The organism is Priestia sp. SB1 (assembly GCF_038898415.1).
The window spans coordinates 356094-370769 of the sequence record NZ_JBBJSS010000003.1; the positions used below are offsets into that span (position 1 = coordinate 356094).

At 39.3% G+C, this 14676-nt stretch carries 12 protein-coding genes; 2 read left to right on the forward strand and 10 right to left on the reverse strand.

All coding sequences use genetic code 11. From position 1 onward, the window contains the following. Positions 1–77: 77 nt before the first annotated feature. Together WKH56_RS12425 and garR are read right to left on the reverse strand one after the other, a co-directional pair. Positions 78–1517, reverse strand: coding sequence for a four-carbon acid sugar kinase family protein (locus WKH56_RS12425; protein WP_342835662.1), 1440 nt, complete (start codon positions 1515–1517; stop codon positions 78–80). Continuing rightward, positions 1514–2416 carry a 2-hydroxy-3-oxopropionate reductase gene (gene garR, locus WKH56_RS12430; protein ID WP_337133497.1) on the reverse strand — a complete coding sequence of 301 codons (903 nt, stop codon included), beginning with the start codon at positions 2414–2416 and terminating at the stop codon, positions 1514–1516. Before garR ends, WKH56_RS12425 begins: the two co-directional genes overlap by 4 nt. Positions 2417–2709: 293 nt before the next feature. On the opposite strand from garR, the gene WKH56_RS12435 reads away from it, so the two are divergent. Then, complete coding sequence (locus WKH56_RS12435) at positions 2710–3336, forward strand: GntR family transcriptional regulator (protein WP_342835663.1); 627 nt, start codon at positions 2710–2712, stop codon at positions 3334–3336. A gap of 24 nt (positions 3337–3360) precedes the next feature. Here the strand turns inward: WKH56_RS12435 and WKH56_RS12440 are convergent, their stop codons facing one another. The 5 genes from WKH56_RS12440 to WKH56_RS12460 form a co-directional block, all read right to left on the reverse strand. Beyond that, entirely contained in the window at positions 3361–4941 is a 1581-nt protein-coding gene (locus tag WKH56_RS12440; protein WP_342835664.1) for an FMN-binding glutamate synthase family protein, read from the reverse strand. A gap of 43 nt (positions 4942–4984) precedes the next feature. Then, a complete protein-coding gene (locus WKH56_RS12445; protein ID WP_342835665.1) occupies positions 4985–6706 on the reverse strand; it encodes a pyruvate oxidase in 1722 nt (573 codons plus the stop codon). A 100-nt stretch (positions 6707–6806) separates the two neighbouring features. Further along, positions 6807–7574: a tyrosine-protein phosphatase gene (locus WKH56_RS12450; RefSeq protein WP_342835666.1), complete on the reverse strand. Its 768-nt coding sequence runs from the start codon at positions 7572–7574 to the stop codon at positions 6807–6809. Between the two features lie 279 nt (positions 7575–7853). Continuing rightward, the gene (locus WKH56_RS12455; protein WP_342835667.1) at positions 7854–8606 is read right to left on the reverse strand and encodes a CpsB/CapC family capsule biosynthesis tyrosine phosphatase; all 753 of its coding nucleotides are present in this window, start codon (positions 8604–8606) and stop codon (positions 7854–7856) included. 511 nt (positions 8607–9117) lie between these two features. Beyond that, positions 9118–9879, reverse strand: coding sequence for an SGNH/GDSL hydrolase family protein (locus WKH56_RS12460; RefSeq protein ID WP_342835668.1), 762 nt, complete (start codon positions 9877–9879; stop codon positions 9118–9120). A 195-nt stretch (positions 9880–10074) separates the two neighbouring features. Between WKH56_RS12460 and tagU the strand changes: the two genes are divergently transcribed. Then, entirely contained in the window at positions 10075–11037 is a 963-nt protein-coding gene (gene tagU, locus WKH56_RS12465; protein WP_342835669.1) for a polyisoprenyl-teichoic acid--peptidoglycan teichoic acid transferase TagU, read from the forward strand. A gap of 151 nt (positions 11038–11188) precedes the next feature. Here tagU and WKH56_RS12470 read toward each other — a convergent pair whose 3' ends face one another. Genes WKH56_RS12470 through galU form a run of 3 tightly spaced genes read right to left on the reverse strand, consistent with a single transcriptional unit; the run spans position 11189 to position 14662 of the window. Next, the gene (locus tag WKH56_RS12470) at positions 11189–12472 is read right to left on the reverse strand and encodes a glycosyltransferase (RefSeq protein ID WP_342835670.1); all 1284 of its coding nucleotides are present in this window, start codon (positions 12470–12472) and stop codon (positions 11189–11191) included. Beyond that, positions 12469–13722, reverse strand: a complete 1254-nt coding sequence (locus WKH56_RS12475) for a glycosyltransferase family 4 protein (protein WP_263034446.1) — start codon at positions 13720–13722, stop codon at positions 12469–12471. Before WKH56_RS12475 ends, WKH56_RS12470 begins: the two co-directional genes overlap by 4 nt. Before the next feature lie 58 nt (positions 13723–13780). Next, the gene (gene galU, locus WKH56_RS12480; RefSeq protein ID WP_043979854.1) at positions 13781–14662 is read right to left on the reverse strand and encodes a UTP--glucose-1-phosphate uridylyltransferase GalU; all 882 of its coding nucleotides are present in this window, start codon (positions 14660–14662) and stop codon (positions 13781–13783) included. Between the last annotated feature and the right edge of the window lie 14 nt (positions 14663–14676).

Below are 14676 nucleotides of genomic sequence, written 5' to 3' on the forward strand. Positions count from 1 at the left end.
CATGTACGTACATCCAAATAATGTATACGCTTTCAAATATTTTCTAAAGTGAACGCACCTCGTACGTCCACTTCTTTCTATTTACTTAGTAATTCAACCGTTTCACGAAGCGTTGTTTTGGCTCCAACGTTTCCAGGGAAAATGATGTACGCAATGCTTGGAAACTTGCTTTCCTCTCCCGTTACCCATACCGGAATGCCGGGTTTGATTTGTCCAGCAACCGTCGCGCGCTTTACGGATAAGCCGTTTACGCCGATATCGCTTGACGTAATGCCGCCTTTTGCAACGATAAAGTTTGGACGAACGTTCAAGCGGCGAACAATGCTTGTAACCGCATCTGAAATTTTTACCGATAATTTAAGCTCTTCTTCTTTTTTGCCTTCACCAAGATCTAAGCGCTCGCGTCTTGTATACACAGCTACCGTTTGACCTTTGGAAATAAGCTTTTCTGCTTCAGTGATAATACGGTTCACTTCTGCTTCAAATTTTTCAGGTTCTAAGACAAGATGACAATCAAATTCAATAAATTCAATGAAGCTGCATTTCTTTAATTCTTCCAGCTGCTCTGTTGTTTTTTTAACGTGCGAGCCAACCATAATTAATCCGCCGTTTGACGACTTTTCTTTAATGAGCTCTTCTTTTGTTAAAAGATCTTTATCGCTCACGCCGCCCATCACTTTTGTTAGAGCCGCAGCGCTTCGATACATAAAGTGCTTTCCAAGCTTCATCGCGCGAAGAAGCGCAATCGTCACAACTTTTACGTCTACATAATCCACTGCGTTCACAACGACTTTGTTAAAGTCTTTCACTTCCATTAACTGATTTGTGATCGTCACTAAATCAAGTGCACGGATGCTCCCGAGCGAAATATATGTCGTATGACTTGCTTTGAATTTTCCTTCTGACTTTTCTTCCACCCACTCCCCTAAATGAGACTTACTGTAGCCAAACGTACGGTCTTTTGCAAACTCCGTTTCTCCTGCCGGCACTAAGTAATCTTCATCCTGCACGTAGTGAATGTTATCAACTGTGAATCGTCCGCCTTCTTTAAAGAAAGGAAAGATCACTTCGCCGTCAAGCACTTGGTTTGAGTGCTGTTCAACGGTTTTCTTTAATACTTCCGTTTCTAACGGGTAGTGACCGCGAAGAGTCGAATCACCTCTGCTGATAATTAAAAACTCTTTATCTACTTCAGCCGCTACCTCTGTAATAACAGCCGCAATGTCTTTGTGGGCTTTTTCCGTTTCAGAAGCGGTAAATCCGCGTGAATTTGTTAGAATAAAAAACATGGAGTTTTCTTCTAAAAATCCTTGCTTGATGCTGTCTTTGCTCCAGTCTGTATAAACGGAAATGCCGTTAACAGTTTGAACCCCCGTTGGATCATCATCCAGAACAATGATTTTTTGATTAAACGTCAGAAGCTCTTCGTCGAGCATTTTTTGTACAAGCGCTTCATCGACCGCTGGAATGTTTTTAAACACATCGCTTACAAGACGTTTTGCATCTTGTTTAATCATGCTTCCACCTTCTTTTTCACTTCAACGTTTGCTAACTTTTCATAGTACTGTACAATCCCACCGTGATCATCGCTTGCTTTTCCGTCTACTTTTAACGCATGGAAAATTTCCACAAGCTGACTTGAAAGCGGAAGCGGTACGCCAATGTCATGAGCCGTTTCCATCACGTTTGTCATATCTTTTAAGTTAATATCAATGCGTCCGCCTGCTACAAAGTTGCGGTCTAAAATAAGCGGCACTTTTGCATCTAATACAGCGCTTCCTGCTAATCCGCCGCGAATCGCTTGATACATTTTTTCAACGTCAATGCCTGCTTTGGCTGCTAGTACAAGCGCTTCAGACATTGCTGCAATGTTTAAGTTCACAATCACTTGATTTGCAAGCTTAGCCGTTACGCCGCTTCCATTGTCACCAACAAGCGTTATTTCTGCTCCCATCGCATGAAGAATAGATGAAACGCTTTCAAAGATTTGTTCATTTCCCCCGACCATAATCGCAAGCGTGCCGTCAATTGCTTTTGGCTCTCCGCCGCTAACCGGAGCGTCTAGCATGTGAATTCCTTTTTGTGCAAGTTCAGCGGCAATTTCTTTTGATGCTACCGGTGAAATGGAGCTCATATCGATGATAACGCTTCCTTCTTTTGCGCTATGAATCAACCCTTCTTCTCCAAGCACTACGCTTTTTACATGATGTGAAGCCGGAAGCATCGTGATCATCACGTCGCTGTTCACTGCAACTTCAGCAAGACTTTCTGCTCCAAATCCTCCTGCTGCTTTCACTTCTTCTACTGCTGCCTTATTAATATCGTAAACCGTTACCTCAAAGCCTGCTTTTAATAAATTGAGCGTCATCGGTTTTCCCATAATTCCAAGTCCAATAAATCCAACGCGTTTTGTCATTTTCGTTTCCTCCCCTTGTTGTATACGTTTTCAAATATGTTTTAAAAAAGAATGTATACGTTAAAATATTTTTTGTATACATTTCTGATAATTTTGTATACACTCATCATATTCGCATTTTATTTATTTGTCTAGCCTTTTTTTAAATGAAATTTATTTCTAAAAGCGAAACTTTCCGTCCCACCTTTTCACAAGTTATAGTATGATTTGGGTATACGCGTACAAAATGATAAAAAATAAAGAGAGAAAGAGACGAGATTTTCTCGTGTCGAATGCTAGAGGTGAAGTAGAGTATGTTAAGAAATCAAGGTTCTCGTTCGTCTCATCACCCTTCTTATGAGATGATTCGAGATAAAATTTTAAACGGTGAGCTTGAAGGCGGTACAAAAATCGTCGAAGAAAAATTAGCGAGCGAGCTTGGATTCAGCCGAACGCCAATTCGTGATTCCATCAGACGCTTAGAATATGAAGGACTGATTGTTCGAAAAAAAGTGGTGTCGCCGACAGAAAAAGATTTACGCAACTTGTTTGAAGTGCGAATGCTGCTAGAAGGTTCAGCTTCTAAAGCTGCTGCGACTTTTTTGTCTGATAACGAATTAGAAGAATTAAAGGAATGCGTAGACATCGGAAGAAACGGCTCGTTTGAAGAAATTATGAACGCAAATGAACGGTTCCACGCTATTATTGTGAACGCAAGCAACAATGATGTAATGATTAACATCATCGACCGCATGCAGTCGATCATTTACTTATTCCGTCACACTGTGGTGTTTTACAACCGCCCGTTTTTAATTGACGAACATGAAGACATTTATAAAGCGATTAAAGAACGCAATGCTGAAAAAGCAGAATCATTAATGCAAGAGCATCTTCAAAAAGACTTAGAGTTTTGCCTGCATTTGCTTCAAAGAAGACAATAAAAAAGCTGCCAACCGGCAGCTTTTTTATACGTACATCTTTTCCTTTGTAGAAATATCAGCTAACTGTCCGCTGCTGTTTTTGAACACCACGTGTTCCTTTGAAAACTTCGTTGGTGAATCAATGCCGGCAGCTGCTGCTAAATTAAACAACCCTTCACGTAATGACAGCACGTAGTTGCACACGCGGTATGACTTTTCTTCAATAATAAGCGCTTTTTGCAGCTTTGGATCTGTTGTGGCTACGCCCACTGGACAACGGTTATTGTGACAAACCTGCGCTTGAATACAGCCAACAGAAAACATAAAGCCTCTGGCAATATTTACGCAGTCAGCGCCCAGTGATAAAGCCGTAGCAATTTTATCAGCCGTTAACAGCTTGCCTGATGCAAAAAGTTTTACTTGATCACGAACGCCATATTTTTTAAGCAGGTCATCCACAAAAGGAAGTCCTGAAAACAGCGGTACCCCCGCTCCGTCTGCTAATTCTTGAAACGATGCGCCCGTTCCTCCTTCTGCTCCGTCAATCGTAATAAAGTCAGGACCGCTTCCGGTCTCTTTCATATACGCCGCCATTTCTTCAAGATCATTTGTGTTTCCTACAACCATTTTAATGCCTACTGGCTTGCCGCCCACATCTCGAAGCTTTTCAATAAACTGAAACATTTCAGGATACGACGCGAACTCTTTAAAACGATTTGGACTGTCTACCGATTCTCCTGGCTTTAAGTTGCGGATTTCTGCGATTTCTTCCGTTACTTTGGAACCGTCTACGTGACCGCCTCGCGTTTTGGCTCCTTGGGCGAGCTTAATTTCAAACGCTTTGATTTGCTTCATTTCACTTTTCTTTTTAAATTCTTCCCATGAAAATTCGCCTTCTTTTGTCCGAACGCCAAAAAGCCCAGGGCCAATTTGAAAAATAATATCGACGTTTCCTTTCAAATGATACGGTGACAGGCCTCCTTCTCCCGTGTTCATCCACGTGCCGCCTGCTCGTCCTAATCCTAGGGATAAAGCGGTAATCGCGTGGTCACCAAGCGCTCCAAAGCTCATGCCTGATTGACCGATTAATCCTTTTACAACAAAGGGATTTTTGCATGAAGGACCTATCACGACCGCATCTTCATCTCGCAAATAAAACGGATCCGCTTCTTTTTCTTCGCGGTGCTCTCTTCGGCTGAATAAGTTATCGGCGTCCATTTTATATACTTTCGTTTTAATTTTTGGCGTATTATCCGCTTTCATTTCATCGCGCTGCTTTGGAAACACCGCGTTTCGAATATAATAGCCCGGTTCGTTAAAATCACGCTCTGAGCCAAACCCCATCATTCGGTTGAGGTATTTACCTGACTTAACGGTTTGTTCATATTGATTTCGAGAAAACGGCTTGCCTTCGTTATTATTTAAAAATAAATACTGACGCAGTTCAGGCCCCATTTTCTCAAAAATATAGCGCATTTTCCCGAGCAGCGGATAGTTTCTCAAAACCGAATGCTCTTCTTGTTTTTCGTCTTTCATCCAAAGAATAATAGCAATAATAACCGGCACTACAATTACAAACATCATGACCGCACCAAAAATAAGTAAAATGATTTCAAACACTCCCATGATATCCCTCCTAAAAAGACTCTCCTGTAAGGAGAGTCACTGATTAAAGCATTCTGCTTAGTCCTTTACGAAGCGGCGGCATTTCGAGCTCATGTTCTTTAAAGAACTTTTTCATGATGTGCTTCGAATAATTGGCCGCTTGTCCGAATGAAATTTTGCCTGGAAGCGGCGGTTCATCAGCAACAACGACATCAATCACTACAGGAACATTCGCAAGCGCTGCTTTTTCAAAAGCGGTTTCGAGCTCTTCGTATTTTTCAACGCGGTAGCCGATTCCTCCGCATGATTCAGCGAACTTCGCAAAGTTCATTTCACCAAGCTGCGTTTGGTAATCCAAGTGACCTTGAATAGCTTGTTCATATTTAATCATGCCGATTTCACTGTTATTAAGGACGACGACAACAATCGGCAGCTTGTACTTCACAGCCGTTACAAAGTCTTGCATGACCATCGTAAAGCCTCCGTCACCGCATACGGCTACCGATTGTTTTTCAGGATGAGCAAGCTTTCCTGCAATCGCAGCCGGAAGTCCGCAGCCCATCGTTGCCAGCCAGCTTGAAATCACAAATTTTTGATTCGTCATGCGGAAATGTCTAGCCATCCATACCGTCACGTTCCCAACATCAACAGAGACAATCGCATCATCATCAACAATTTTTTGCAGCTTAGGAATAACTTGCTGCGGCTTGATTGGCGTACTCACTTCGTTTTCTTCTTTTTCTACGTGTTTCCACCAGTTTTCCATATTAACTTGACACTCTTCTAGGAAGCGGCGGTTTTCTTGATAATCTAAATTATGCGCAAGCTGTGACAGCGTCGTTTTGGAGTCTCCAACTAATCCGATAGATACAGGGTAGCGTCTGCCGATTTGTGTAGCGTCAGAGTCCAGCTGAATCGCTTCAACCCCGTCCGGTAAAAACTCACGGTATGGAAACGAAGTTCCAATCATAATCAGCAAATCGGTTTCTTCCATCGCTTCATACGCCGGCTTTGTCCCAATTTGCCCGAGCTGCCCCAGGTTATAAGGATGATGATCCGGCAGTATTCCTTTACCCGGAAGCGTAAAGATAATCGGTGCCGCAATTTTTTCCGCAAACTGCGCTAATTCAAGCTTGGCGTGCTTGGCGCCTGTTCCTGCTAAAATAACCGGTTTTTTTGCGTATTTAATTGCTAGAAGAGCTTTAGCTACATCTTCTGGGTCACTGTGAGAAATACTTTTTGATACATTGGCAACTGGCGTTTTTTCATCAATTTTAATCGTTGAAGACGGAATATCATCTGGAATGACTAATACCGCGACGCCTTTTTTCGCGTAAGCCGTTCGAATTGCTTGCTGCAGCAGATGCGGAAATGATTCTGGCGAGTCTACTCGGTGATTAAACACCGACACATCGTCAAAAACACGTTCTAAGTTCACTTCTTGAAACGATTCGTTGCCAAGCTTCGCACGAGGCACTTGTCCAGCTAGCACTAGCACCGGTGCACCGTCTGCTTTGGCATCATATAAGCCGTTTAACAAGTGAATCGCACCCGGCCCTCCAATTGACAGACACACGCCGATTTTACCCGTGATTTTAGCGTAAGAAGATGCCGCAAGTGCGCCTACTTCCTCGTGACGGACTTGAATAAACTCAATTTCATCTTTTTCACTTCGCAGATTGTCCATAAAATGATTGATTGAATCTCCGGGCATACCGAAAATGTGATCAATCTTCCATTCTTTTAAAACCGACATAGCTGCTTTTCCAGCTGTAGTTTTTATCATATTCAGCCTTCCTTTCTTTAACTTTGTTTCTATTCCATACCACAATGAAAGAAAGACAAAACAAGGGACTTTCCCGTTTTTATGGAAAAGTCCCTTGTTTTCAGCTAAATAATTTAAATAAACTAAATTTTTTCATCGGCTCAGGCTCTAATTGATGCACCGGACGACCGTCGATAATCGCCTCTGCATTTTCAATAAAAAAATAAAGTTCTGAAGCACCGTACATATCGGAAATGTAATCATACGCTTTTGAAAGTGAATAGTCGTGGTAATTGCGAGCATGAACGCCAGAGGCAATCACGTGGGCGAAGCGGTATTTAATAAACGTACAGGCCGCTTTTCTTTCTTTTTTTCCATTTAAGCCAAGAATACTAGCCGCACTTAGCTGAACGAGTACGCCTTTTTTAACAAGCTCATACAAACGCTCCGGATGATCGCGGAACAGCGGATGACATTCTGGTGAACGTAGAATAGGCACAACGTCTTTTGTGAGAAGATCAGACAGTATCTTTTCAAAATAAGGTGAGATATCATATTCAGGCAGTGAAAGAAATAAATATTTATCGGTGTGATTAAGTGTAAGAAGCTGATTTCGCTCATAGTTTCGCAGAAGTTGAGGCGATAAAGGGACAAGCTGACCTGGTAATACTTGTAGAGGAACACATGAATTTGTAAGCCATTCATTAGCTGCATTTACATAGAGAAATAAATGGTGCTTCATAAACTCTTGATCGCTATCATAAAGCGGCGTCGCCACAACGGACTGAACGCCTTGATCCGCTAAGGAGCGTGCCATCTTCAAAAAACCGTCTACTTCCTCAGGTCCGCTATCGATATTAGGCAATATGTACGTATGAATATCAATCACTTTATTTCCCTCCCTGCGTTTTGTATAGCTCTATTCTACGACGATTTTAAATGTGAAACTATGTATTCTTCTCGACATTTACCACCACAAACCCCGGAAAACCGCGTACTTTCCTGTCATCTACTTAACTAACAATATTTTACTATCACTTTATGTGAAAACGCAAACATAATTTGTAAAATAACGCCAAATAATGATGATAAAAGAAGGGATTTAAATAGGTCTTTGTATGCAAATACCCTGATTAAACAGAAGTTAATCAGGGTAAAAAGGGAAAAGTTAAAAGATTCCTAGGAATTTTGTTTTTTTGATGCGTTCAGGCTCTTGCTTATAGACAGCCTTCCCGCTCGCAATAGCCTCTGCATTTTCCATAAAATGATAAAGCTTGCTGTTGCCGTATTTTTTAGAAACAGCTGAATAGGCTTTTTGCAGACCGTACTGCTGATAGTTTTCACGATTCACACCTGATGCAATAACGTGTGCTAATCCGTGATCAATGAACTGATAAGCTGCTTTTTTAGCTTTACTGCCGTTGCCGCCCAGCACACTTTGTGCAGACAGCTGAACGACTGCTCCATTTTTTACGAGCTTGTACAAGTGCGGAGGATTCTCCACAAATAATGAATGGCACTCAGGCTCATTTAAAACCGGTACAATACCTTTTAGCTGAAGCTCGTAAGCAATATTTTCTAACACTCCAATTTCCACGTCTTGTGGAATGTGTAAAAACATATATTTTTCATTTTCATTTATTGTCATCGTGTAATACTCTTCATTTGATACAATCATATTGGTAGAGGCAATTACTTTTTGACCTGGTAAAACGCTTAACGAAATAGAAGATTTTCTTAACCATTCATTCGCAAGATCCACGCCTTCTTTATAGCTGGAATCTTTTCCGTCATAAAGAGGTGCTGCTACGACTTCTGTTACTCCTTGTTTCACTAATACATTTGCCATTTCTAAAAACTCTTCTACACTTTTGGGACCACTGTTCACATTTGGCAAGATATTGGTATATATATCTATCATTTTTTTCTCCTCTTTCTATGCCTCAGATCATGGATAGTATTCCATGAGTTATATTATATCACAGGGCTTTTTTTCTATCTTCTAGCATAAGTATCTATTTTTGCTCATGCTCTCTTTTGGGGTTGATAGACGTTCATTTTGCATTGAAATGGAACATTCTTTTCTTGAAAAAAATGTTAAAAAGAAATGAACTAAAATAGTTAGAGCATCATCATGAGTAAATGTACCTAAATATTAATTGGATATTCCCTTCGAAACCTCTGTATTGAGTCCAAATTCCGGCTTCCTGTTTAACAATTAAAGTATATTTATAAATAAATTAATAATATTATTTACCTCCAAGCGTTCATGTCAGATGAAAAGCATAAATAGATGGAGCCTTACGCAAAGGCATTCTTAGCCAGCATACTATGCAAGATTGTTAGAACAGCTTAACGCTTTACTTTTACCTGCTGTGACGAATTAAAAAATAAAAGCACGCACCTTTGTTATAAGGTAGCGTGCTTTTTCATTATGAATTGGTAAAATACTCAGAGAGAAATTTAAACCATACCTTTTCTCCCTCTTCATTCGGTTGACCATTTTCATCAGATAAATACTTTAAAATGTCTTCCTCATTATAATTTGGCCATGCACTCCAGTGATTTACAAACTCATATCCATTTTCTTTAGCAAAGGTTTCTAAGGCCTTTACGTCATTAGGGTAGTTTTGAGCTTGATAGACCGGCGCTGATGGCTGAAAAATAGTAACTAATTCTTTATTTTCACTTTCAATATGCTTCATAATGACTTGCAAGTTATCCACTGTATTATTAATACCTACTATGCCGTTATCATTTAATAAAAATGGTTCAAAAAGCAAGATATCAGGCTTTGCTTTTGTAATTTCTTCATACGTTTTTGTTTTCACAAATTGTAATGTATTCATTTGTTTGTATTCATACAACTCTACATTTATCAAATCTGTCCCATATGTATCTTCCACTTTTTCTTTTAATAAAGCTCCCCACGTCTTTACGTCTTTCTCAGGAGCGGACCCCAAAATTACAAGTTTTACAGGATTTCCTGTTTTCTTTGCCTTTTCTAATTTTTTTACAATTGATTCCGGCAAGTTCTTAGTCTCGGTTTGCATATCCTTTTCTGTTTCTGCTGCGCTTACTCTCGTAGGCTTTGTTTCGAACTGTTTGTCTAATTGATGATTCCAGTACATCTTTCCTGCTACTAAAGATGAGATAAAGATGAGAATAGCAAATACGTTAATTAAAATTTTCATAAATTGTCTCCCTTACTATATCTTTCTTTTTTTCTTTTATTATAATATAATTTTAAAGTACATGAAGAAATTTGATTAAATTTGTCATTTTTTTAATCATTTTGACGTGTTTTCTGATGAAAAAGATAAGAATAATGGCTTACATAGAAGACATTTATTTTATCAATACATAAGGAAAAGGAAGAGAGGTTCCACATGGAAGAACAAGTACAACCTTCAAACGCGCGCAGACGCAAACGAAAAAAACCGAAAAAGAAACGCGCGTTCAAAATTATTCTTGGTATTATTTTAGTATTAATTCTAGGTGTAGCAGGCTATGCATATAGCATATGGCATTCCGTTGAAAAGACATTCACACAAACTCACGAACCGCTAAAACGTGATGTATCTGAAAAACGTTCAACTAAAGTGAGTTTGGAAAATGGCGATCCTATTTCTATTTTACTATTGGGAGTAGATCAGCGTGCCGGTGACCGAGGACGTTCAGATTCTACTATTTTAATGACGGTAAACCCAAAGACACAGTCTATGAAGATGGTAAGTATTCCACGTGATACGCGAACTGAGATTGTGGGAAAAGGAACACAAGATAAAATTAACCACGCTTACGCTTTTGGTGGCGTAGATATGGCTGTAAATACGGTAGAAAAATTCTTAGACATTCCTGTAGACTATTATGTTCAAGTGAATATGGAAAGCTTTAAAGACATTGTAGACGCTGTTGGCGGCGTAACTGTAAACAATAACCTTGCGTTTAATTATGACGGCTACAGCTTCCAAAAAGGCCCTCTAACGTTAGATGGTAAAGAAGCACTGGCTTTCACCCGTATGCGTAAACAAGACCCTCGCGGTGACTTTGGACGTCAGCAGCGCCAGCGTCAAGTAATTGAAGGCGTTATTGACGAAGGAGCTAGCGTTCAGTCTTTAACAAACTACGGTACGATTTTAGATGCAATTGGTCAAAATGTAAAAACAAACCTTACGTTTAATGATATGAAACAGATTCAATCAAACTATAAAGACGCACGTAAAAATTCAGAGCAGCTTCAAATAGATGGAAAAGGCGAAAAAATTAATGGTATTTACTATTACGCCGTATCTGATGACACTCGTAATCAGCTGTCTACTGAATTAAAAGAAAGTTTAAATCTAAAATAAAAAATTTTAGAATCTTAAATTACCTTTCTAAAACGGACATAAAAAGACGACACCCTTAAAATGTCGTCTTTTTGCTTTTATTTTTCTTATTTGTCCCTAGCTTTAATAACAACAATAAAAGAACCAAAAAAAGAAGTTATTTTCATCTATTTTATATTGCCTGATAGACTTTTAAAAACTCCATTTGCTCATTTTCCCAATTGTATTTAAACTTAGCCGTTTTACAGTTATGACTCATCGTTGTACGTAACATAGGATCTCTTAACAACTGATTGACAGCACTAGCAATCTCTTTGTAATCATGTGAGTCTACGCATAATCCAATATGCTCGCCTTCCACTACTTTTTTAATCTCTGGAAAGTCGCATGCTACCACCGGTACATCGCTCATGATGTATTCAAACAACTTATTTGAAGAAGCGGAATAGTGATTGAAGCACACATTATTTAATACTTGAAAGCCTAAGTACGCATTTTTTGTATACTTCGGTAAGTCTTGCAGCGGCACTTTCGGAATGAATTTCACTTTATCTTCCAACTTCATTTCAACTACCATACGCTCTAGCTCTGGCTTGATACGTCCGTCTCCAATAAAGACTAACGTTCCTTCTTTAAATAACGGAGCCGCTTGAACAAGCTTTTCAAGGCCTCGTCCCGTTTGAATACCACCTTGATACAACAGAATTTTTTCATTTTCAGGAAGCCCTAAGCGTTCGTGTAAATTAACTTGTTGCTGCTGCTTCTTTTTTGGACGAAACGGGTAGTTATAAACAACGTTTGGATAAAAGCCATATAAATCTTCATTGTATTTTGCACGCGTATGATTTTCTACAATCATAGAGTCAATTTTATTAATAAAGAAAGATTCCATCTTTGCGTATACACCGCTGTCGTAGCCCGTCCTGCTTGTTTGCACCTCGTGAGAATCATAGACAAGATACTTACGCTTAAAGCGAAGCTTTGAACAGATAAATCCTTGAGGCAACGTATTTAAATCATTCGAGTGATAAATCTCGTATTTCTTCTTCCTGCCTTTTAAAATCATCCTTAAGATAATGCTTCCTCTTACCCAGACCACTTGCAGCTTCGTTTTTAATAACAACGCGGCTACGATTGTAACAGGAAGGACTACGTAAGGAGCTACGTACGCTGCTCCTAACCACAGCAAAAAAGCGATTAGAGCGAGCACTTTATATTTTAGAAGGGCACGATACGCTTTTTTCATAAAAAGCAGCGAGGAAGGATAACGCTTTACGCGATGAACGTGAAAATGTTCGTTTACTTCTTCATACTGTTTTAAACCCGGATTGTTCGGGTCGTGAATACAAATTAAATCAACGGCATAACCATTCTCTGATAAAGCCGTACATTCGCGCAAGACACGCGCGTCATTGGTAAAATGATTCCATACAAACATACACACATTTTTTCTCATAACACTTCAACCTTATCCACTGATTCTGGCTGCTCTATATGCAGCTGCTCAGAACTTTTATTCTCAATTAAACGTATTAATACTTCAATATTTTTCTCCCAGAAGAAATGATTTTTCACATAATTTAAGCTATTACGAGACATTTCACTTCTTTTAGAAGGATTCTGATACAAGTATAAGATATGTCTTAGCATGTCATCTGCTGTATTCGTATCTGATACAATTCCAGCTTCATGTGAAACAATCACGTCTTTAGCATAACCAGAAACCGAAGCGACAATAGGAATACCACACGTCATATAATCAATGATTTTACCAGGAAGAACCGTTTCAAATACTTGCTTACCGTTCAACGTCACAATTCCAATATGGTGTTCAGAAATAATATGTAAACATTCTTGACGAGTAGTCGGTTTAATAAATCGAACATTTGTTAACTTATGCTCTTTGGCAAAACGTACAAATTCTTTCTTTTTAAACCCATATCCCATGACTGTCAATTCAATACTATACTCATTTAATTCTTTTGCAAGGTCCATTAGAACCGTTACATCTTGTGCTAAACCAATATTGCCTGCATACATAACTTTAAATACGTCGCTTCCAGATTCAATCATCGAAATTTCATTACGATTTGCAGCATTAGGCATAAAATGAATTTTATTTAACGGAATAGCATATTTCTCTGTCATAAAACGAATAAAGCCTTCACTGTTCACAATAATATGGTTAGCTTTCACGTAAAGAATTTTCTCTAGCCAGCTGAAAACGGAAATGACGACCGGATAATTGAATACCCCTACGCCTTTTAACGATTCGGGCCATAAATCTCGAATGTCTAGAATAAGTGGCCTCCGGTAACGGTATTTGGCAAGCAGCCCGACGACAGCAATAAAAATAGGCGGAGACGTAACGAAAATCACATCATACTTTTTTCGGTCGGTTAAAATGAATAGCATCATTTTAAAAGCAATTTCTAAATAATACATTAAACGATTGATAATACTTCTAGAATACTTGCGATTTTTCACACCGATGCGCGTTACATCATTTTCTTCATCAATAGACTCATCATCCCAAAACTGTTCGTCATGATAGATCTTTTTATTTGGATATGTGGGCTCAGTCGTCAGCACATTTACGTCATAATTTTCGTCTTTCAATAGCTTATATATATTTTTTATACGATTTCCTGCACTACCGATTTCAGGATAAAAATGTTGAGAAATCACAAGTACCCTTTTTGTCAAAGCAACTTCACTCCAATACAATTTCACTAGCTCGTCAAGCGAACTAGTGAAATATCAATTAAGCTTTTACGTTTTCTCTTTGTAATAGCTCATCCATAAATGTAAGTAAATCATCACGTAAATCTTCATGCTGAAGAGCAAATTCTAGCGACGTTTGAATAAATCCAAGCTTTTCACCTACGTCGTAACGTTTGCCCTCAAAGTCGTAAGCAAATACGCGCTGAATTTCGTTAAGCTTTTGAATCGCATCTGTTAATTGGATCTCTCCACCTGCGCCTACTTCCTGCTGTTCTAAAAACTTGAAGATTTCAGGCGTGAAAATATAGCGGCCCATAATCGCTAGATTAGAAGGTGCTGTTCCTAATGCTGGCTTTTCAACAAAGGTATCCACTTGATAACGGCGGCCATTGCTTGAAATAGGATCTACAATTCCGTAACGGTTCGTTTCGTTTTCTGGAACCGTCTGCACACCAATCACAGAAGATAACGTCTCGTCATACTGATTCATTAACTGACGCAAGCAAGGCGTTTCTGCTTGAACAATGTCATCTCCTAACAGAACAGCAAACGGCTCATCTCCAATAAATTTTCGCGCACACCAAACCGCATGCCCTAATCCTTTTGGCTCTTTTTGACGGATGTAGTGAATTTCTACGTTCGCTGATTGACGCACTTTCTCTAGAAGCTCGAACTTTTCCTTTTCTACAAGGTTTTGTTCTAGTTCAGGAGCATTATCAAAATGATCTTCAATCGCACGCTTTCCTTTACCCGTTACGATAATGATATCTTCAATGCCAGATTCAATTGCTTCTTCAATGATGTACTGAATAGTCGGTTTGTCTACAATTGGAAGCATTTCTTTTGGCATTGCTTTTGTTGCTGGCAAGAAACGTGTACCTAATCCCGCAGCTGGAATAATCGCTTTTTTTACTTTTGACATGATTAAACTTCCCC

Coding starts and splice junctions, on each gene's coding strand:
- tagU (WP_342835669.1), top strand. CDS start 10,075: ATGGAAGAACAAGTACAACCTTCAAACGCGCGCAGACGCAAACGAAAA.
- WKH56_RS12455 (WP_342835667.1), bottom strand. CDS start 8,606: ATGATAGATATATATACCAATATCTTGCCAAATGTGAACAGTGGTCCC.
- garR (WP_337133497.1), bottom strand. CDS start 2,416: ATGACAAAACGCGTTGGATTTATTGGACTTGGAATTATGGGAAAACCG.
- galU (WP_043979854.1), bottom strand. CDS start 14,662: ATGTCAAAAGTAAAAAAAGCGATTATTCCAGCTGCGGGATTAGGTACA.
- WKH56_RS12425 (WP_342835662.1), bottom strand. CDS start 1,517: ATGATTAAACAAGATGCAAAACGTCTTGTAAGCGATGTGTTTAAAAAC.
- WKH56_RS12470 (WP_342835670.1), bottom strand. CDS start 12,472: ATGAGAAAAAATGTGTGTATGTTTGTATGGAATCATTTTACCAATGAC.
- WKH56_RS12460 (WP_342835668.1), bottom strand. CDS start 9,879: ATGAAAATTTTAATTAACGTATTTGCTATTCTCATCTTTATCTCATCT.
- WKH56_RS12445 (WP_342835665.1), bottom strand. CDS start 6,706: ATGATAAAAACTACAGCTGGAAAAGCAGCTATGTCGGTTTTAAAAGAA.
- WKH56_RS12440 (WP_342835664.1), bottom strand. CDS start 4,941: ATGGGAGTGTTTGAAATCATTTTACTTATTTTTGGTGCGGTCATGATG.
- WKH56_RS12435 (WP_342835663.1), top strand. CDS start 2,710: ATGTTAAGAAATCAAGGTTCTCGTTCGTCTCATCACCCTTCTTATGAG.